The following is an 18,871-nucleotide window of genomic DNA, read 5'->3' on the forward strand; positions in this document are numbered from 1 at the left end:
AGCCGCAACGGCTTCGTTGGTTTCATTACTGGGTGCACCGACCTGGCCCTCAGTACCTGTACTGGCGTGAGCGCCGGAAGTCGATGCCATCATCACGAAGATAGACAACAAGCAAAAACCAACACATTTTTTCCCATAAATATTCATAGATATTCTCGCAGATTATGCAGAGGCAGGTTGCCACTGACAAAATCGACGTAATAGAGCGTTGGACACTGAGTCAACCATCATATTGAAATTAAGGAAATCTCCTACAAAAATAACCACCACCTACAGTCTAGGAAAAATCCTACACGCTTATCAGGCAAAGTTTTGCAAAGGCCTGCCGTTAGATAGCTATCACTAACACCAAAGAGCGCCTAGCATGAATATCAACCCCTTGGCTTCTTCATTACAGAATCAACAGCGCACTCTCTTAGGCCCGCCCCCCCTCAATTCATCTGCTGCTCTGCCGATCAAGATCCCTGTGGCGCATGATAAAGCGCGTGACCCTAACGCTGAATTCTATACCACCGAGGAAACGCCCTGGTTTGCCGGCTACAAAAAGTCGGAGGCAGGACGCGCTATTTTAGAGAAAATGTCTGAGAAGGAAGCAAAAGATATCCGAGGCGAGTATCTGGGAAACTACATGAAAGCCTTTGACGAAACCATATGTCGTATGTACGACAATTTTCACGATTTCAAACAGCAGCTTTTTTACCTTAATACGGAGCTGTCAAAAAAGCATTTCGGCTTCACGCTGGGCTTTAATCAGGACATTCAGGTGACCGACCCGGACGAGGTACTCACCCCGGCAGAGTTCACGTACCTGACCGAGAAGCTGAACGAACGCCAACAACTGAAAGAGGATCTGCGTGCGCACGCAAAAATTGTGATGACGCTGCTCGACCATTACACCGAAAAATTCGATAACCGGCACACCCTCAATCTGGAGAGTTACAGCAAGGTCATCGACTACGGACAGATCTTCAGCCGCAATCATATTGGCAATTTCATGGACACGATTATCTACCAGATCGAGCGCAATGCGCCGAAGCGTGAGGAAGAACCAAAACCTCTGGTTGATGTGCACGCTTGATGAATGCAAATACAGGTCATTGATATTTCGCTCGGAATAACCAGTGGCATGCCATTGGTTCGTGACGCAGATCACACAAAGTCTGTGACCAGGAATTTTCCCACAGCTTTATCAGCCCAAGTATCCAGCCCATTCACCGATAAAAAGAAAGACACATTCATTCAGCAAGGAGCAGAAAATGCACATTAGCACTATCACTTCTGACTTTATACTTTCTCCGTCGCGCCCCTCAAACCCTCTCCACAGGGAACCACTAACACTGTCACCTGAGATCAAACCGGCACTGAGTAAAAAAGAAGAGTTTGCAAATGCTTTCTACACGCGCGTGGAAGAGCCATGGCTGCAATTCACCTTCAACCATACCGACGATAAAGACCCGACCAAAAAAGTCATTCGCCCGATGACAAAGGAGCGTTATCTAGAAAACCTGAATGCGGATGCAATACTCATGTCAAGAATACAGTCAAGCTGTTATCAAAAGCTGAGAGCAGAGCTTGTTGACTTGCGGCCCGATCTGGCGGGGAAAAACTTTAGCTATACAGTAGGGGATGATGCCGAGCTTAAAATAATTGACCTGGACGATAAATTAGGCACGAATGAAATCAAGTACTTATCAGATGCCATCAACCAAAAAACCCAACTCAAGGATGCTGCGCTCACGCATGCCAAAATCCTCATGACGCTGGCTGATCATGACACAGACACGTTCAAAGGAACCTACAAACTTGACCTACTAAACTTTAAAAATATTATCGATCTTGGAAAAATAGCACTTAGCAAAAAAGACGACCCTAGTGAAATCTGGATAAATCAGATCAAAGAAAAAGCAGAAAAAAATTCGACACACTTGATCGATACAAGGGCCTGACAGTCAGGAAACGCTCTGTATTGCTTACAGCAGACAGAGCGTTTTTTTAATCAGCTCCTTGACCAGTTGATTAACCAGCGATTGCAGATTAGTCCTAAATTGTAAACATGAGGTTTATCAGCTAGCTGTTCAGGGAGAACATTTCTAGCCCAATACTGTTTTGGCTCGTAGCGAGTACTCCAGGTTTCTCGCCCATTTTCACTCAGGTGAGTGAAATTATCAGCGAGCGATCCACCCTCGCAGCGTTTAAAGGTTACCCGATGCATGATTTTCCCCGAACTATCCGAGGTGTATTTTCCGTTAGCCTGGTGATGTTTGATATTGAGTTCGAAATCAAACACACCACCCTCCAGCGGAAAAGCCTTGCTGTCTGTAAACGTAACCTCCAGCATCGCCTCTGTGAGGGCTTGAGTCGCCAGAAAAGCGGGGGTGGTGAAACCGTATGGAATCAACCTGAAGCCTTCCTCGTGATGCAAGTCATAGCGCATATGAGGAAACGAGCCAAACACCACGCTGTAATCAGCAGTCTCAAACCTGGCACCGTCAGTCGCAATAATACGTATATTGACTTGTGAACCAGGATTGAGCCCTTCGATTCTCTCCGCGAATGAGTGACGCTTGGGCTGCCACTCCCCGCCATCCACCTGATACTCCAACCTCCATTTCTGGTCGTAATCCGAATCCGGCGTTGTAATCAGCACATTCTGGCCGCGCACAACGGTGAAATTATACTGATGAACTGCCGAGGTATTCTCCAGAGTATTGTCGATCTGATGAATCTTGTCCGACAACACGACAGGAGTCGAACGACTTTGGTTCTGTACAGCCTGTTCCAGCGGCGTTGGTTGATGACCGGCAACAGGGGCTACTTCTACTTGTGCCATGGTGTGATAAGACATCGCCAATAGCAGTCCAGACACAAACGCACGACCTGCCTTGCTTTTCTTGTTTTTCATCTTGTTGATCTCGATAGTAGTTATTAATTACGCAGGGCATCATTGCCACTGACAAAATCGGACGTAATCACCTGTTGAATTCAAGATCAAGCGACTGAAACAATTATCGGAAACGTCCTACAAACAACCAATAATATTTTATAATTTCAATAACTGCTTTTTTAGAAACTGCATCTGAGACGCTTATCTATGACTGACTTTTTCAGTCAACAGCAAAACTTAGACGAAAAAAGCACACAAGCCATGCCAGTCCAAGCACCGCCCCAGCCAATCCTGAAAACCACCAGACAAATCCCCCACATCGCCACCCAGCGTCTAAGCTTGGTTCAGGTGCGTTGCCAGGATGACCGGACTATCAACTATGGGCGTATTTCGGCATTCCGATAGCAAGCAAGAAACGCTGTCCGCTGACCGCCAGGATGACCCACGCACGCCAAAGCGTCCGCGTCGCAAGCGATACGGGTGGCGGGTGTTCTGGGTGATTGTGGTGCTGGCCTGCATTGCGCTGGGTGTTGCAATAACGGTGGAGAGCCGCAGTTCGAGGCTGCAGGCGCGGGAATTCAGCCGCTTCGCGGCGAGCCTGCGCTATTCGATGCAGCCGGGGCCGAGCAGTGAGGTGGTGTATCCCGGTGACGGGCCGTTCGACAAGCGCCTGGGTTATTCATCGCTTGATGAGTTTCTGCCGCGCCTGCTTAAACGCGATTACGTGATCACCCGTCAGACGCGATTTTCCCCGGATCTTATGCGCTACGTGCAGCACGGTTTTTTTGTGCCTTACGAGGAAAAAACCCAGGCAGGCCTGTCGATCACCGACTGCCGGGGCGCGCCGCTGTATGAGTTTCGCTACCCGCAACAGTTTTATGCGACCTTCGCCAGCGTTCCGCCGCTGCTGGTGCACAGCCTGCTGTTCATCGAGAACCGTGACCTGCTCGATCCGCAGCAACCCTTGGCCAACCCGGCGGTGGACTGGCCCCGTTTTGTGAAAGCTGCGTGGTCGCAAGTGGCGAAGATGTTCGCCCTCCCCGGCCAGTCGGCTGGCGGCAGTACGTTGGCGACGCAACTGGAAAAATACCGCCATTCACCGGACGGGCTGACGCAGTCTGGTTCCGAGAAGTTGCGGCAGATGATTTCCGCCAGTGTGCGCGCTTATCAACCGGGGGCCGAGACCCTTGAGGTGCGCCAGCGGGTGGTGCGTGATTACCTGAACAGCGTGCCGTTGTCTGCGGTGCCGGGCCACGGTGAGGTGCATGGTCTGGCCGAGGGGTTGCGGGTCTGGTTTGGCGTGGATTTCGCCAGAACCAATCAGTTGCTGGCGTCCGGCCCCACGGATCAACAGGGGCTGGCCGACAAGGCGCTGGCGCTGCGAGAAGTGTTGTCGCTGGTGATTGCCCAGCGTCGTCCGTCGCATTATCTGGCCAAGGGCCGCACTGAACTCGCCGAGCTGACCGACAGCCACATCCGCCTGCTGGCTCAGGCCAATATCATTGATCCACCGTTAGCCGAGGCTGCGCTGGCCGCAAAAGTGACTTATCGCGACTGGGCGCAGCAGCCGACCCTTCAGCCGATCGAAACCAACAAGGGCATCAGCGTGGCGCGCACCCGGCTGTCGAACCTGCTCAATCGCCCGCTGTACGACTTGGACCGTCTTGACCTTTCGGCCACCAGCACCTTGCACGGCGATTTGCAGCGCAGTGTCAGCCAGTACCTGCGCGATCTGGCTGACCCTGAATTCGCCGCCAAAGTCGGCTTGCTGGGCGAGCGTTTGCTGACGCCTGCCAGCACCACTCAGGTGCGCTACAGCTTCACGCTGTTCGAGCGCGGCGTCGATGGCTCGCGCGTCAGGGTACAGACCGACAGCACCGATCAGCCGTTCGACATTAATGAAGGCAGCAAGCTGGAGCTGGGCTCGACGGCCAAGATGCGTGTGCTGACCACGTACCTGGAAATCATTGCCGAGCTGCATGGACGTTACGCAGGCATGAGCACGGCAGAGTTGAGGAAAGTCACGGTCGAGGAACCCGACCGGCTGACCCGTTGGGCGGTGGATTATCTGCTGCTGAACAAGGATCGCGACTTGGCAAAAATGCTTTCGGCGGCACTGGACCGGACCTATTCGGCAAGCCCCGCAGAAGCGTTTTTCACCGGTGGCGGCCTGCACCGTTTCAATAATTTTCGGCGCGAGGATAACGAGCGTATTCCGACCCTGCGCGAGTCGCTGCGTGAGTCGATCAACCTGCCGTTCATTCGTCTGATGCGTGACGTGGTGCGCTACAGCACCTATCAGGCCCCCAACAATAGTGCGGCGCTGCTCAAGGATGATGACGACCCACGCCGTCAGGAATACCTGAGCCAGTTTGCCGACCGTGAAGGCACGGTATTTTTGCTGCGTTTCTGGAAACGTTACAAGGACAAGACTACGCAGGAACGGCTCGATACCTTTCTCGACGGCATCCATCCGACCGCGATTCGCCTGGCGGCCGTGCATCGCTACCTGCTGCCGGGGGCCGACCAGGCGACGTTCAATACGTTTGTTCGCGCTCATCTTGAAGAGCCCAAGGCAACCTCGACACTGACCGACAAACGTCTGACCGATCTGTACCAGAGCTACGGACCGGGGGCTTACAACCTGCCCGACCAAGGCTACATCGCGCGCGTTCATCCGCTGGATCTGTGGCTGGTGGGCTACCTGCTCAAGCACCCGGACGCGCAATTCAAAGACGCTGCTGCAGCCAGCCGTTTCGAGCGTCAGGAAGTCTATGGCTGGCTGTTCAAGAGTCGCCACAAGGGCGCGCGCGACAGTCGCGTGCGGACCATGATGGAGGTCGAGGCGTTTCTGGATATCGAGCAGCGCTGGCAGCGCGTGGGCTATCCGTTCGACCATCTGGTGCCGTCGCTGGCAACCGCGATCGGCAGCTCGGGTGATCGCCCGGCGGCGCTGGCCGAGCTAATCGGCATTATCCAGAACGACGGCATCCGCTTGCCGCCCGTGCGCATCGACAGCCTGCATTTTGCCGCTGATACGCCCTATGACACTGAGCTGATCATCAACCCTGAACTGGGCCAGCGCGTGTTGCCGTCCGAAGTGGCCACGGCGATGCGTGAGGCGCTGTCGCAAGTGGTGGACGGCGGGACCGCCAAGCGTGTGCAAGGCACCTTCAAAATGCAGGACGGCAGCGTGCTGGCAATGGGCGGCAAGACCGGCACGGGCGATAACCGCATCGAGAGCATCGGCGCGGGCGGCCGTATTCTCAGTTCCAGGGCGATCAACCGCACTGCGACCTTTGTGTTTTATATCGGCGACAACCACTTTGGCGCGTTGACTGCGTTTGTACCGGGACGCGCCGCCGAAGGCTTTCGCTTCACCTCGGCGTTGCCGGTGCAGGTGCTCAAAGGCATGGCACCGATCCTCACGCCGTATCTGGAAAACCACGGGCAAGCGATGTGCAATGCCCCGCTCGCCGATCCGCCCACGGGTGCCTGATCGGTAATGACCGCCCGTCTGCCGGATCTGTGAATACGATTAGATATATCTTAAGGTATATCTAACGTGTAACCAGAGATGAAAAACATGCGTGAAGATAAACATCCTCCCCATCACCGTCCGCCGCACCTGCGCGAAGCAGGCGAAGACCGCGACGGTTTTGAAAAACGCCCGGGCCGTGAGCGCGGTGGACGCGGCCCGCGGGTCTTTGCTCCGGGCGATCTGAAATTGCTGCTGTTGGCGCTGATCGCCGAACAGCCGTCCCACGGCTACGACCTGATCCGCAAGATCGAAGGCCTGTTCGACGGCGCGTATTGCCCAAGCCCAGGTGTTATCTACCCGACCCTGACCTTTCTTGAAGAAAGCGAGATGGTGCTCGGCGATGCCCAGGCAGGCAAAAAGCTCTACACCGTGACCGATGCCGGTCGCAGCTCATTGCAGGATCAGGCCGTTGCGCTGGAAGGTGTACGGATGCGCATCGATGTCAGCAAGCGCTCGCTGCGCGGCCATGATCGCCCGGCAGAAATTCATGAAGCCGTGCATAACCTTCGCCACGCGTTACAGATGCATCACGGCCGCTGGACTCCGGAAGAAATCCTGCGGGTCAGCGAGTTGCTCAACACCACTGCCAAGGCCGTCGTCGATGGGCCTCAACCTGCATCGGAGGCTTCAGTATGAATTCGCCACAATCGATCCATCGTGTGATGCATGAAATCAAACGCCGCAAATTGAAGGTTGTGCGGGTCACGGATCTAACGCCACTGATGCGCCGCATCACGCTACAAGGCCCGGAACTGGCGGGTTTTATCAGTCTGGGGACAGACGACCACGTCAAACTGTTCTTCCCGCAAACGCCGCAAGAGCATGCTGCGCTGGAAGCGTTGACGGCCACCAGCGACAAAGACGCGCCGCGTCCGCCGATGCGCGATTACACCCCGCGCCGCTATGACGAAAACAGCGGCGAACTGGACATCGATTTTGTCCTGCATGGCGAAGGTCCGGCTGCCACTTGGGCCGCTCAGGCAAAGCCGGGGCAGTTTCTGCATATCGCCGGCCCGCGCGGTTCAATGGTGGTGCCGGACATGTTCGACAGCTATTTGCTGATCGGCGATGAAACGGCCATCCCGTCCATCGCTCGGCGTCTGGAATCACTGCCCGCCAACCGTGCTGCACTGGTGGTGGTCGAAGTGGCCAATCAGCAGGAACAGCAAACCTTCGCGAGCGCAGCGCAGGTCGATGTAATCTGGATCGTGCGCAGCGAGCAGAACCTGGTGGACGTCGTTCGTCGCCTGGAGATGCCCGAGGGCAAGCTGTATGCGTGGGTCGCGACCGAGTCGGGTCTGTCACGCAAGGTGCGCCGTGTGCTGCTCGATGAGTTCGGCCTGGAAGACGATTTCGTCAAGGCTGCCGGTTACTGGAAGCTGAGTGACACCGAAGAGTAAGCATGGGTTTGACCGGGCGGCTCACACCTTACGACGAGACGCCCATTTATCAATCCCTACCAGCAACAGCGCAATCAGGACAAACCCGAGCAACACGCCCAAGGCATTGATAAGTGCGCTGCCAAAACCGATCGTGCCGACGTCAATAAAAGGGTACATGTAATCGCCGAGCATGTTGCCGCGCAGCAGAACATAGGCGAAATAGACCACCGGGTACATCGCCCAGAGCGGCACATGGCCAAGGCGCAACCTGCCTTTGGGCACGTAAAGCCACCAATACAGCATGAACGCCAAAGGCATCACATCGTGCAGCAACTCATCGGCAATCCATTGCCAGCCCTGCGGATGCCACAGGTGGCGCAGCAACACGTTATAAGCGATGCCGACCAGCGCGATGCTCACCACGATGCCGCCGCACACGGCGGGCTGTCGAAAAAACCGATGCCCTGCCGACTGACGCGCAGTCAGGGCACAGCTCAGCGCGACCGCCACCAGCGTATTGGTGAGTACGGTAAAGAAGCTTAAAAAACGCACCAGCCCACCGAGCAGGCTGGCGTGGTCGGCATAACGGCCAATGAAAATCAGATAAAGCTGGATCACCAGACCCGACCAGCCCAGGCAAGCGGCGATCAGGGCGTAAAGGCGCTGTCCCTGCGCATGTTGCGGCTGTTGGCTGTGCATCGATCTGTATCCTTGAGGTCCGGCGTCCATGCAGGGCTTTTCTGGCGGGGCTGAAAATATTGAAGAAGGACTACCAGCCTTTGCCGCGATGCAGCTTTACGTAGAGGGCTTCGACTTTTTCGCGCGCCCAGGGCGTCTTGCGCAGAAAGGTCAGGCTGGACTTGATGCTCGGGTCGCTCTTGAAGCAGCGAATGTCGATGCGCTCGGCCAGACCGGACCATTCATAGTGCTCGATCAAAGCCCTGAGAATCTGCTCGAGGGTGACGCCGTGCAGCGGGTCGGGATTGGGTGTTGTCATGACGAACCTTGAAGCAAATGAGTAGAGATGAGCCAGAAACAGGCGCACGGGATGCGCCGGGCTAGTCGAAAACGTCAGCCATTGTAAGCGTCGCGGGTGCATAAACCCACAAGCCTTAATGCACTGTTGCGAAACCGGCAATGATCCATGTCATGTTTATTGCTTTTAGAAAAATCGTTAGCGCCCTATCATTACCCGTTTAAAGGATTGCAGGTCCCCCTTGCGAAAGCGCTCCACTGAACAGACACCTATGCACGAATTCGGGCGGCAATGGTCTACGACTTGATGACCGGGCCGGGCTGAATGGGCACCGTGTTCTGCTTGACGTTGAATTCGACTGTCGGTGATTCGTTTCAATAAACAGCTTCAGGGAATGCTGCCAGGGTCGGCGATGCACACGAAAACAAGATATCAACTACTTACTTCTTGCGGAGATTCGCATTATGAGCACTGACGGTGCTTCAAAGAGAAATCGCCTGTTGCCAACCCTGCTCGGGCTGGTGATCCTGCTGATGGGGCTGGCGTTGCTGGTCGGCGGCGTCCGGCTGCTGCAACTGGACGGCTCGCTGTATTACCTGCTGGCCGGTATCGGCTTCGCTGTAACAGGCGTGTTGCTGATGACCGGGCGTGCGGCTGCCCTGGGTCTGTACGCGCTGCTGCTGTTCGCAAGCACGGTATGGTCGTTGTGGGAAGTCGGCCTGGACTGGTGGCAACTGGTGCCGCGTCTGGCGCTATGGTTTGCACTGGGCATCGTATTGCTGCTGCCGTGGTTCCGTCGGCCGCTGCTGCTCAACGGCCCGGCGCGCATGGGCACTGGCGCACTGAGCATCGCTGTGGTGCTGGCCGGTCTGGCCGCGCTGGCCAGCCAGTTCACCAACCCTGGCCGTATCGAAGGTCAACTGGACCGCGAAACGGCTGGCACCACCAACACCGCGCCGGCTATGCCTGACGGCGACTGGCAGTCCTATGGACGTACCGCTTTCGGCGATCGCTATTCGCCACTGGCGCAAATCACGCCGCAAAACGTCAACACGCTGCAGCCGGCCTGGACCTATCGCACGGGCGATATTCCAGGGCCGAACGATCCGGGCGAAACCACTGCCGAGAACACCCCGCTCAAGGTCAACGGCATGCTTTACGTGTGCACACCGCACAGCCAGGTGATCGCGCTTGATCCGGATTCAGGCAAGGAAATCTGGCGCTTTGACCCTAAGCTCAGCACTCAGAATGCGGCCAACTTCAAGGGTTGGGCGCATATGACCTGCCGTGGCGTGACTTACCACGACGACGCCGCCTATGCCGCCAGCGCTCCGGCGCAAAGCCCGGCAGCACCGGCCGCAGTCAGCGCCACGTCAAGTGTCTGCCCACGCAGAATCTTTCTGCCGACTGCCGATACCCGTCTGATCGCCCTGAACGCCGACACCGGCAAGATGTGCGAAGACTTTGGCAACAAGGGCTCGGTTGACCTGACGGCCAACATGGGCACGTTCGCACCGGGCGGCTACTACTCCACTTCGCCACCCGCAGTGACCAAGGACCTGGTGATCATCGGCGGCCACGTGACCGATAACGTTTCGATGGACGAACCGTCCGGCGTGATCCGTGCGTACGACGTGCACACCGGTCGTCTGGTCTGGAACTGGGACAGCGGCAACCCGGAAGAAACGGCTCCGATAGCCGACGGCAAGATCTACACGCGCAATTCGCCGAACATGTGGTCCATGTTCAGCGTCGATGAAAAGCTGGGCATGATCTACCTGCCGATGGGCAATCAGACGCCGGACCAATGGGGCGGCAACCGTACCAAGGAGTCCGAGAAGTACAGCGCGGGTCTGGTTGCACTGGACATCGCGACCGGCCGTGTACGCTGGGACTTCCAGTTCACTCACCATGACCTGTGGGACATGGACGTGGGCGGTCAACCGACGCTGCTGGACATGAAAACCGCTGATGGCGTGAAGCCTGCGGTATTGGCCTCGACCAAGCAGGGCAGCATCTACGTGCTGGATCGCAGCACCGGCAAGCCTATCGTGCCGGTCAACGAAGTGCCGGTTCCGCAGGGCGCTGTCGCAGGTGACTGGACTTCGCCGACTCAGCCCAAGTCCGACCTGAACTTCATGCCGCCGCCGCTTAAAGAGCGCGACATGTGGGGCGTGACACCGTTTGACCAGATGATGTGCCGGATCGACTTCAAGTCGCTGCGTTACGACGGCCCGTTTACGCCGCCATCGTTGCAGGGTTCGATTGTGTATCCGGGTAACTTCGGTGTGTTCGACTGGGGCGGCATCTCTGTCGATCCGGTTCGCCAGATCGCCTTCGTCAATCCGAACTACATGGCGTTCCGCTCCAGGCTGGTGCCTTCTGCCGAAGTTGAAGGCGGCCCGGGCCGCAAGAGCGAAACCGAAGGCGTGCAGCCGAACAAGGGCGCACCGTATGGCGTGATTCTGGAACCACTGCTGTCACCGATGGGCCTGCCGTGTCAGGCACCGGCATGGGGTTATGTGGCGGCGGTCGATCTGACCAACCAGAAGACCATCTGGATGCACAAAAACGGCACCGTGCGTGACAGCTCGCCGATCCCCATTCCGCTGACCATGGGTGTTCCAAGCCTGGGGGGTACATTCACCACCGCCAGCGGCCTGGCGTTCATGAGCGCCACGCTTGACCAGTACCTGCGTGCTTATGACGTGCGTAACGGCAAGCAACTGTGGGAAGCCCGCCTGCCAGCAGGCGCGCAAACCACACCGATGACCTACACGGGCAAGGACGGTCAGCAATACGTGCTGGTCGTGGCCGGCGGTCACGGCTCACTGGGCACCAAACAGGGTGACTACGTGATGGCGTTCAAACTGCCCAAGTAAGGTGGTTTGGAGGTCACTGAAAAAGCGGCTATCGAGAGGTAGCCGCTTTTTTTATGGCCAGACGCTCGGCATGCAGTTCTGGACGCTCCGCGTCACACAAGGGTTCTGCAATGTCAGTTGGATATGTTCCAGGCTCAAGTCACCTTTTCGCCCCTCGGCGACTGACTTTGAAGGATCAAAGTCAGCAAAATCCCGGCTCCGTTTCCGGCCCGACTTCGTCGGGTTCCTTCGCCCTGACACTGATCCGGGGGCCGCCGTCACTTACGTCGCACTCTGCGTCGTCAGTGCCATCGCGGTAAAAAAGCGTTTTTTCAACTATCGTGCGACGCTCCGCGTCGCATGCCGTTCTGGACGCTCTGCGTCCTCTTTGTGGCGCTCCGCGTCACACAAGGGTTCTGCGATGTCAGTTGGATATTTTCCAGGCTCAAGGCACCTTTTCGCCCCTCGGCGAGTGACTTTGAAGGATCAAAGTAACCAAAATCCCGGCTCCGTTTCCGGCCCGACTTCGTCGGGTTCCTTCGCCCTGACACTGATCCGGGGGTCGCTGCAACGGGCCATCCTTGGCCCGGTGCAGCTTGCTCGGCGTCCTGCCTCGCATCCCCCGGATCAGCGCCAGAGCTCAGCCGTCACTTACGTCGCAATTTGCGTCGTCAGTGATATCGCAGTAAAAAAGCGCTTTTTCAACTATCGTGCGACGCTCCGCGTCGCATGCAGTTCTGGACGCTCTGCGTCCTCTTTCGCGCATTGGCACAATAACCATCAGAAGCCCGAAAACCTAACGAGCCTTCGCGCTGCTTTTGCCGCTGGCGCGCAGGATGTCGCTCCAGCGGCGTACCAGGTAGTTGTGTTCGTTCATGACCGAGTTCCAAACGGCGATGTGGCCCATGCGTTCTTCGTAGGAGCCGCCGTCGCGGATCTCTCCGGCGTCGATCAGGGGCAAGCCGTCGCTGCCGAGCAGTTGTTCGCGGGCGGGCAAGCCTGCGTACCAGTAGTCCCATTCGGCGGCGCTCAGATGGTCACGGCTGCGTGCCGGATTGCCGATGTAATACCCCTGTCGCGCCATGACTGCACCCGGCCATCCCGAAAGCCACCAGTTCAGGTAGGCATATGCCGCATCCAGCACCGGCCCTTTGGCGTAGCGCGACAAGGACAGCCCGCCGAACCAGCCGCGATAGCCCTCTTTGGGCACCGCCACACGGTATTTCACGCCAGCGCGGTGCAACCTGACCAGGGTCGGTGACCACAGGCTCTGGATATCAATGGTCGGGCTGAGCATCAGTTCGGCAGCTTCTTCGTCGTCGGACCAGAATGCGCCGAAGTGCCCTTGCTGCTGTTTGCGCACCAGCACATCGGCGAGCAGGTCGATTTCTTCGATGCTCATGTTGCCGATGTCGTTGAACTGCGCAAGCCCCGCGCCCTGTACCGCCAGTGCGGCATCCAGCGCGCCGATGGCGGCGTCACTTTGTAACGCGATACGCCCGCCCCACGCTGAATCCAGCAGCCAGCCCCAGCTTTCATCCGCAGGGCTCAAACCTTCCGGCAAGCGCTCGGGGCGATAGGCAAAACTGTCAGCGTTGTGGGTCAACGGCAACATGCTGATGCGCTCGGTCACCGTGCTGCCAAGGCTGCCGTCGTGCTGCACGAACAGGCGCTCGCTGGGCACGCTGCCGCTGCCCGGTTGATCAGTGGGCCGTAAACGACCGCGCTTGGGCAGGTCGTTGATCTCATGCCACAGCGCAATACGACGCGTGTCGATGGGCTGAATCGCCCGCGCAGGCCAGACGAAATCGACGTTGTGAAACCACTGATCATAGAGGTCGTAGCTGTCAGGCTGCATGACCGCGATGCGCTGCGCGGTCTGCACGTCATGAATCTGGTAGACCAGCTTGATGCCTAGTTCCTGCTCGGCTCGCTCGCGCAAGGACTCGAGCAAGGTCACCGAAGTGCCGAGCACACGTAAAGTGATGGTCATGCCGCCGACTCGTTGAGCGGCGGCGCGAAGCTGCTGGAGAACACCTCGAACGAGCGCCGTAATAACTCCGCATCCAGACCTCGCAGGATGAACACCAGCCGCGAGGTGCGATCCTCACCCGGCCATGCCGCAAGGTGCACCGGTGCATGCAGGCAATGCTGCACACCATGAATCACGATGGGGGCCTGGTTGTCGTTCACGTTGAGCAGTCCTTTGACGCGAAGGATTCGTTCGCCGTGGCATCTTAACAGCATCGACAGCCACACCCCGAAACCAACCCAGTCGAGCGGGCGGTCGAAGGTCAGGCAGCAGACCTGCGCATCACCATGCCGCGCCGACCTCGACTCGACGCGATGCAGTTGCCAGCGTGTTACCTCGGCAGCCGGTTCGGCACTGCGCACGCCCTCCCCGAGCAGCAACTGATCGCCGCTGTGGATCTGCGCGGTGTCCAGCAACGGCGCGGAAAAATTCAAGGCCTGCAGGTGCTTACGCAGCGCGTCGAGTGCAGGCTCGTCCACCAGATCGGTCTTGCTCAGCAACAGCCGGTCCGCCGCCGCGATTTGCGCCAGCCACTCCGGGTGCAGGCGCTCTTGCAGGGTTGCGTGGCAGGCGTCCACCAGCGTGATGATCAGGCCGATGTGAAAGCGTCCGCGCAGTTGCGGATCGTTGCTCAGGGTCGAGAGGATCGGGGCCGGATCGGCCAGGCCGGTGGTTTCCAGAATCACCCGGCGAAACGCCGGAATCTCGCCACGATTGCGCCGTTCCAGCAGGCCCAGCAAAGCATCCTTCAGCTCGCCGCGAACGGTGCAGCAAACGCAACCGCTGGGTAACAGCACGGTGTCCGGCGCAACCTCTTCAACAAGCAGATGATCGATACCGACATCACCGAACTCGTTGATCAGCAGCGCGGTGTCGCCCATGTTTTCATCGGCCAGCAGGCGCTTGAGCAGTGTGGTCTTGCCGCTGCCGAGAAAGCCGGTGATCACGTTGAGGGCAATGCTCATGATGACCTCTGCAAATGGTCAAGGACGCGAGCATCCAGCGGGTCGAGCGGGCGTCCGATCAGCAGTTCGGCCTTCTGCCATAACTGCTCAAGACCGGTCGCCAATTCCTGCTTGCCGGTCGCCCCGAGCAGCAGGTAGGACACCCCTTGAAAGTCTTCGACCTTGAGACGAAACGGCGCAACCACCTTGTTGATCGCCGCAATCCGCCGCAGGCGCTCACGCCGCGGGGGCAGCTCGGTCGCCAGCGGGTCGCTCCAGTGCACATCCTCGCCCAACAGGCCGCACAGTCCACACATCAGCGCTTCTCCAGCAGTAAGCTCATGGCATGACATCGCCGGAATTGGGGCCCAGTGTCTGGCCGACGAACAGGTTGCCACCCGGCTCGCTGGCCAGCAGCACAGCCACGGGCGCGACCTCTTCGGCCAGCCCGAAACGACCCAGCGGCAGCTCGGCGGCCTTGGCGGTTTTCCAGGCGCTGCTGATGCCAGCCACCAGCGGCGTTTCGATAGGACCGGGCGCGATGGCGTTGACCAGCACGTTGTCTTTGGCGACTTCCAGCGCCAGCGATTTGCTGAAGCCGATGACTCCGGCCTTGGCGGCGGCGTAATGGGTCAGTTCGGCGCCACCCTTGATGCCCAGTTGCGAGGCGACGTTGATGATGCGTCCCCAGCGCTGCGCAATCATGTGCGGCAAGGCCCGCTGGCTGGCCACGAACACGCTGGTCAGATCAACGCGCAGCATGTCGTTCCACATCTCGATGCTCAGGTCGACACAGCGTGCCTGGGTGAGCATGCCAGCGTTATTGACCAGAATATCGATGCCGCCGAAATGCTCGACGCAGGCATCGACGCTGGCCTGTGCACCCTCGACACTGCCGACGTCGGCCACGCATTCATGCACCTGCGCGCCGAGCTGGCGGCAGTGTTCGGCGATGTTTGCCAGGTTGACCGGATCACGATCACCCAGCACCAGATACGCGCCTTCAACGGCGTAGGCGCGGGCGATGGCAGCACCAATGCCGCTGCCTGCACCGGTAATCACTGCCCGCTTTTGTTTGAGTTGTTGCATGGGTTGGGGTCCTTGGTTGAGTTTGCGCGATCTAGCCCGGCCAGCGCACGGTCAGGCCGCCGTCGATCACGATGCTTTGCCCGGTCAGGTAGCTGGCTTCGTCACTGCACAGAAAACGCACCAGCGCGGCGACTTCGTCCGCTCGGCCGACGCGACCCAGCGGGATGGCCTTGGCCGCCTGTGCCAGGCCTTCGGGCCCCAGCGAGTTCTCGCTGTCCAGTGACTGTGGCGTCTCGATCAGGCCGGGTATCACGGCATTGCAACGGATGCCTTTGGGCGCAAGCTCCACGGCCAGCGAACGGCACAGGCCCGGTACGCCAGCCTTGGCGGCGGCATAGTGGGAATGGTCCTGCCAACCATAAACACCGCCGGCAATCGAGGAAATAGCCACCAGCGCGCCGCCCTCGCCCATGTGCCGAACAGCCGACCGGAAGGTGCGCATCACGCCGGTCAGGTCCACGTCGAGCATCTCGTTCCAGCGCTCGTCGGTCATTTGCAGCAAAGGCGCACGGCGCAGCAATCCGGCGTTGGCCACCGCGTAGTCAATTCGGCCATACGCCTTGATCGCCGCTGCGGCCAGGTCATCGACCGACGCTGTGAAGGTCACGTCCAGCGGCAGCATCAGGCATTCGCCGCCCGCCTCTTCCACCAACCTGCGGGTTTCATCCGGGTCATGCGGGTCCGCCGGGTAATACCCGCCTGCCACCGCAACACCCTGCCGAGCGAAGGCCACTGCCAGCGCCTGACCGATGCCGCTGGCAGCACCGGTTATCATTGCAACTTTACAAGTCATGGGTTGCTCCTTATTTCACGGTTTCAGGTCGCACATGCCTGGCCGCGAACATCAGCGCGCCGGACAGGAAGCAAGGCACTGCGCCGAAGTACAACGCCGAGGTCTGCCAGTCGCCGCCGGCACTCAAGACCGACGTGGCACCGAAACCTGCTACCACGGCACCCAGCGGGCCCATGGCGTGGATGATTGCGCCGCCGGTAGCACGAATGCTGGTCGGGAAGCTTTCGCTGATGAAGAACAAAGCCGCCGAATAAGGGCCGATCAGGAAGAACAGCCCAAGGCTGTATAAGCCAACGACCGTCACCATGCTGCTCGGCCCGTAGAGCATTCCAGCGAAAGCCAGGCCGCCAAGCATCCAGCCAAGACCGATGACGTTGCGACGGCCAATGCGATCGCCCATCCAGCCGTGGCACAGGTAGCCGCAGTAGCCCACCAGATTGGACAGCACCAGAATGATCAGCGAGTTTTCAAACGAGATGTGGTGAACGCTGACGATCACCGTCGTGCCCAGCACGCTGAACACTTGAATAGCTGCCCAGTTGAGCAGGATCGCAGCACCGATCACCAGCGTGGCGCGACGCGAAGAACCGCGGAAGGCAGCACCGATGCCCGCTTTGCTGTGCTCGTCGTAATCGACCCCATAGGTTTGCGCCACGGCCTGCGCCTGGCTCACGTCACCTTTCTTGCGCAACTGAGTGATGCGTTGATGGATCTGGAACTGCGGGCTCTCCTTGAGTTTGCGCGCCATGATCGCAATGACGATGGCCGGGATGGCCGCGAACACGAAGCAGCCCTGCCAGCCGATGATCGGCAGCAGCACGGCGGTCAGCCCTGCCGCGATCAACGCACCGACCGGCCAGCCACCCTGCACCAGGCTGTAGATGAAGCCACGGCGCCTGGCCAGACGTGGGTCGTCGGAGGCGGCGTAGATTTCGCTCAGGTAGGTCGCGTTGACCGTTTCTTCGGCATAACCCAGACCGCCCAGCGAACGAATCAGGATCAGCGGCGATTTGCCCCACGACCCGCCTATGGCCGTGAGCGCCGAGCAGATTGCCGAACCGCTCACAGTGAAAATGATACCCACGCGCCGTCCCAGGCGATCTACCAGCGGACCGATGGCCAATGCCACCACCGCCGTGCCGACCGCGACCCAGGTCGCGATTTCGGCCTGTTCGACCTCACTCCAGCTGAAATGCCGACCGATTTCCGGTAGCAGCGTACCAAACAGAATGAAGTCGTATACCGCAAACACCCACGCGAAAAACGCAATCCATGTGGCGAACCGTACTTGCTCTGGAGTCAGTTGCTCAGGTTTCCAGCCGGTCAGGTCGAGCTTGTTGTAAATGGACATGAGTGACGCCTCGGACAGGGCAATGAATCAGCGGGTACGGGGGTTGCGACGCACGAAGTCGTCGGCTATTTCGTCGAAAGTGACGAACTTGACGCCGGCATGGCGTTGAATGTGCTCGATCAAGCGCTCCAGCATCAGCAGCACTTGCGGGCGACCAGACACGTCCGGGTGAATGGTCATGGTGAAGACAGCGTGTTCGTGCTCGCGATAGACCCAGTCGAACTGGTCGCGCCACATCTCTTCCAGGTGCCGTGGGTTGACGAAACCGTGGCTGTTCGGCGCTTTCTTGATGAACATCATCGGCGGCAGGTCGTCGAGGTACCAGTTGGCGGGAATTTCCACCAGATCGGTTTCTTCGCCGCGCACCAGCGGTTTCATCCAGGTGTCGGGATGCTGGCTGTAATCGATCTTGGTCCACTTGTCGCCGACGCGAACGTAGTAAGGATGAAAGTCGTTATGCATCAGGCTGTGGTCGTACTTGATGCCCTTCTTGAGCAGCAGCTCGTTGGTGACGTTGCTGAATTCCCACCAGGGCGCGACGTAGCCGGTCGGGCGCTTGCCGGTCATTTGGGTGATCAGTTCGATAGACTTATCGAGGACGATTTCTTCCTGCTCGGGGGTCATCGCAATCGGGTTTTCATGGCTGTAACCATGCACGCCGATTTCATGCCCGGCGTCGGCCACGGCCTTCATCTGCTCCGGGAACGTTTCCATCGAATGCCCCGGAATGAACCAGGTGGTGCGCAGGCCGTAACGCTCGAACAGCTTGAGCAAACGTGGCGCACCGACTTCCCCGGCGAACAGCCCGCGCGAGATATCGTCCGGCGAATCTTCGCCGCCATACGAGCCGAGCCAGCCCGCGACGGCATCGACATCTACACCAAACGCACACAGAATTTCTTTGGCCATCTTGCTTCTCCCGCTGGTTAATCAGAACGGCTACGCGGTGTTCAGCACGCGCGCCGGTTTGCAGTGTTCAGGTGCCTGCTTTCAAAGTGCTGCTTTCAAAGTGCTGCTT

The 18,871-nt window shown here is 58.5% G+C and carries 16 protein-coding genes; 6 read left to right on the forward strand and 10 right to left on the reverse strand.

Annotated elements, in window-relative coordinates:
* The first annotated feature begins 364 nt into the window (after positions 1-364).
* Positions 365-1,078, forward strand: coding sequence for a hypothetical protein (locus PSPTO_RS21705; protein ID WP_011104901.1), 714 nt, complete (start codon positions 365-367; stop codon positions 1,076-1,078).
* 178 nt (positions 1,079-1,256) lie between these two features.
* The gene (locus PSPTO_RS21710; RefSeq protein WP_011104902.1) at positions 1,257-1,946 is read left to right on the forward strand and encodes a hypothetical protein; all 690 of its coding nucleotides are present in this window, start codon (positions 1,257-1,259) and stop codon (positions 1,944-1,946) included.
* A gap of 50 nt (positions 1,947-1,996) precedes the next feature.
* Here PSPTO_RS21710 and PSPTO_RS21715 read toward each other — a convergent pair whose 3' ends face one another.
* The gene (locus tag PSPTO_RS21715) at positions 1,997-2,902 is read right to left on the reverse strand and encodes a hypothetical protein (RefSeq protein WP_046463415.1); all 906 of its coding nucleotides are present in this window, start codon (positions 2,900-2,902) and stop codon (positions 1,997-1,999) included.
* 361 nt (positions 2,903-3,263) lie between these two features.
* Here PSPTO_RS21715 and PSPTO_RS21720 point away from each other — a divergent pair, with 361 nt between their 5' ends.
* From PSPTO_RS21720 to PSPTO_RS21730, 3 genes are all read left to right on the forward strand, one after another.
* Positions 3,264-6,383, forward strand: coding sequence for a transglycosylase domain-containing protein (locus PSPTO_RS21720; RefSeq protein WP_005764794.1), 3,120 nt, complete (start codon positions 3,264-3,266; stop codon positions 6,381-6,383).
* A gap of 78 nt (positions 6,384-6,461) precedes the next feature.
* Entirely contained in the window at positions 6,462-7,061 is a 600-nt protein-coding gene (locus PSPTO_RS21725) for a PadR family transcriptional regulator (RefSeq protein WP_005764792.1), read from the forward strand.
* On the forward strand, positions 7,058-7,825 hold the full coding sequence (locus tag PSPTO_RS21730; RefSeq protein ID WP_011104905.1) for a siderophore-interacting protein: 768 nt from the start codon (positions 7,058-7,060) through the stop codon (positions 7,823-7,825). The genes PSPTO_RS21725 and PSPTO_RS21730 overlap by 4 nt, the downstream gene beginning before the upstream one ends.
* 21 nt (positions 7,826-7,846) lie before the next feature.
* Here the strand turns inward: PSPTO_RS21730 and PSPTO_RS21735 are convergent, their stop codons facing one another.
* A complete protein-coding gene (locus PSPTO_RS21735) occupies positions 7,847-8,506 on the reverse strand; it encodes a Pr6Pr family membrane protein (RefSeq protein WP_005764790.1) in 660 nt (219 codons plus the stop codon).
* A gap of 70 nt (positions 8,507-8,576) precedes the next feature.
* A complete protein-coding gene (locus tag PSPTO_RS21740; RefSeq protein ID WP_005764789.1) occupies positions 8,577-8,804 on the reverse strand; it encodes a VF530 family DNA-binding protein in 228 nt (75 codons plus the stop codon).
* A 443-nt stretch (positions 8,805-9,247) separates the two neighbouring features.
* Between PSPTO_RS21740 and PSPTO_RS21745 the strand changes: the two genes are divergently transcribed.
* Entirely contained in the window at positions 9,248-11,665 is a 2,418-nt protein-coding gene (locus PSPTO_RS21745; protein WP_046463416.1) for a glucose/quinate/shikimate family membrane-bound PQQ-dependent dehydrogenase, read from the forward strand.
* A gap of 775 nt (positions 11,666-12,440) precedes the next feature.
* On the opposite strand, the gene PSPTO_RS21750 is transcribed toward PSPTO_RS21745, so the two are convergent.
* From PSPTO_RS21750 to PSPTO_RS21780, 7 genes are read right to left on the reverse strand one after another with little or no spacing between them, the layout of a single operon-like run.
* Positions 12,441-13,637, reverse strand: coding sequence for an ABC transporter substrate-binding protein (locus PSPTO_RS21750; RefSeq protein ID WP_005764787.1), 1,197 nt, complete (start codon positions 13,635-13,637; stop codon positions 12,441-12,443).
* On the reverse strand, positions 13,634-14,641 hold the full coding sequence (locus PSPTO_RS21755) for a CobW family GTP-binding protein (RefSeq protein ID WP_005764786.1): 1,008 nt from the start codon (positions 14,639-14,641) through the stop codon (positions 13,634-13,636). The genes PSPTO_RS21750 and PSPTO_RS21755 overlap by 4 nt, the downstream gene beginning before the upstream one ends.
* The gene (locus tag PSPTO_RS21760) at positions 14,638-14,937 is read right to left on the reverse strand and encodes a hypothetical protein (protein WP_011104908.1); all 300 of its coding nucleotides are present in this window, start codon (positions 14,935-14,937) and stop codon (positions 14,638-14,640) included. Before PSPTO_RS21760 ends, PSPTO_RS21755 begins: the two co-directional genes overlap by 4 nt.
* 22 nt (positions 14,938-14,959) lie before the next feature.
* The gene (locus PSPTO_RS21765) at positions 14,960-15,709 is read right to left on the reverse strand and encodes an SDR family NAD(P)-dependent oxidoreductase (protein ID WP_005764784.1); all 750 of its coding nucleotides are present in this window, start codon (positions 15,707-15,709) and stop codon (positions 14,960-14,962) included.
* 31 nt (positions 15,710-15,740) lie between these two features.
* The gene (locus PSPTO_RS21770) at positions 15,741-16,502 is read right to left on the reverse strand and encodes an SDR family NAD(P)-dependent oxidoreductase (protein ID WP_005764783.1); all 762 of its coding nucleotides are present in this window, start codon (positions 16,500-16,502) and stop codon (positions 15,741-15,743) included.
* Positions 16,503-16,512: 10 nt separating this feature from the next.
* Positions 16,513-17,853 (reverse strand): MFS transporter, encoded by a 1,341-nt coding sequence (locus PSPTO_RS21775; RefSeq protein WP_005764782.1) that lies wholly within the window; start codon positions 17,851-17,853, stop codon positions 16,513-16,515.
* Between the two features lie 27 nt (positions 17,854-17,880).
* Positions 17,881-18,762 (reverse strand): polysaccharide deacetylase family protein, encoded by an 882-nt coding sequence (locus tag PSPTO_RS21780; RefSeq protein ID WP_005764781.1) that lies wholly within the window; start codon positions 18,760-18,762, stop codon positions 17,881-17,883.
* Positions 18,763-18,871: the final 109 nt, after the last annotated feature.

This window comes from Pseudomonas syringae pv. tomato str. DC3000 (assembly GCF_000007805.1).
Taxonomy (GTDB): domain Bacteria; phylum Pseudomonadota; class Gammaproteobacteria; order Pseudomonadales; family Pseudomonadaceae; genus Aquipseudomonas; species Aquipseudomonas avellanae.

Bases quoted from the DNA above. Each gene is read 5' to 3' on its own strand.
- PSPTO_RS21715 (WP_046463415.1), bottom strand. From the start codon at position 2,902: ATGAAAAACAAGAAAAGCAAGGCAGGTCGTGCGTTTGTGTCTGGACTG.
- PSPTO_RS21720 (WP_005764794.1), top strand. From the start codon at position 3,264: ATGGGCGTATTTCGGCATTCCGATAGCAAGCAAGAAACGCTGTCCGCT.
- PSPTO_RS21730 (WP_011104905.1), top strand. From the start codon at position 7,058: ATGAATTCGCCACAATCGATCCATCGTGTGATGCATGAAATCAAACGC.
- PSPTO_RS21755 (WP_005764786.1), bottom strand. From the start codon at position 14,641: ATGAGCATTGCCCTCAACGTGATCACCGGCTTTCTCGGCAGCGGCAAG.
- PSPTO_RS21705 (WP_011104901.1), top strand. From the start codon at position 365: ATGAATATCAACCCCTTGGCTTCTTCATTACAGAATCAACAGCGCACT.
- PSPTO_RS21780 (WP_005764781.1), bottom strand. From the start codon at position 18,762: ATGGCCAAAGAAATTCTGTGTGCGTTTGGTGTAGATGTCGATGCCGTC.
- PSPTO_RS21775 (WP_005764782.1), bottom strand. From the start codon at position 17,853: ATGTCCATTTACAACAAGCTCGACCTGACCGGCTGGAAACCTGAGCAA.
- PSPTO_RS21740 (WP_005764789.1), bottom strand. From the start codon at position 8,804: ATGACAACACCCAATCCCGACCCGCTGCACGGCGTCACCCTCGAGCAG.
- PSPTO_RS21710 (WP_011104902.1), top strand. From the start codon at position 1,257: ATGCACATTAGCACTATCACTTCTGACTTTATACTTTCTCCGTCGCGC.
- PSPTO_RS21725 (WP_005764792.1), top strand. From the start codon at position 6,462: ATGAAAAACATGCGTGAAGATAAACATCCTCCCCATCACCGTCCGCCG.
- PSPTO_RS21745 (WP_046463416.1), top strand. From the start codon at position 9,248: ATGAGCACTGACGGTGCTTCAAAGAGAAATCGCCTGTTGCCAACCCTG.
- PSPTO_RS21735 (WP_005764790.1), bottom strand. From the start codon at position 8,506: ATGCACAGCCAACAGCCGCAACATGCGCAGGGACAGCGCCTTTACGCC.
- PSPTO_RS21760 (WP_011104908.1), bottom strand. From the start codon at position 14,937: ATGTGTGGACTGTGCGGCCTGTTGGGCGAGGATGTGCACTGGAGCGAC.
- PSPTO_RS21765 (WP_005764784.1), bottom strand. From the start codon at position 15,709: ATGCAACAACTCAAACAAAAGCGGGCAGTGATTACCGGTGCAGGCAGC.
- PSPTO_RS21770 (WP_005764783.1), bottom strand. From the start codon at position 16,502: ATGACTTGTAAAGTTGCAATGATAACCGGTGCTGCCAGCGGCATCGGT.
- PSPTO_RS21750 (WP_005764787.1), bottom strand. From the start codon at position 13,637: ATGACCATCACTTTACGTGTGCTCGGCACTTCGGTGACCTTGCTCGAG.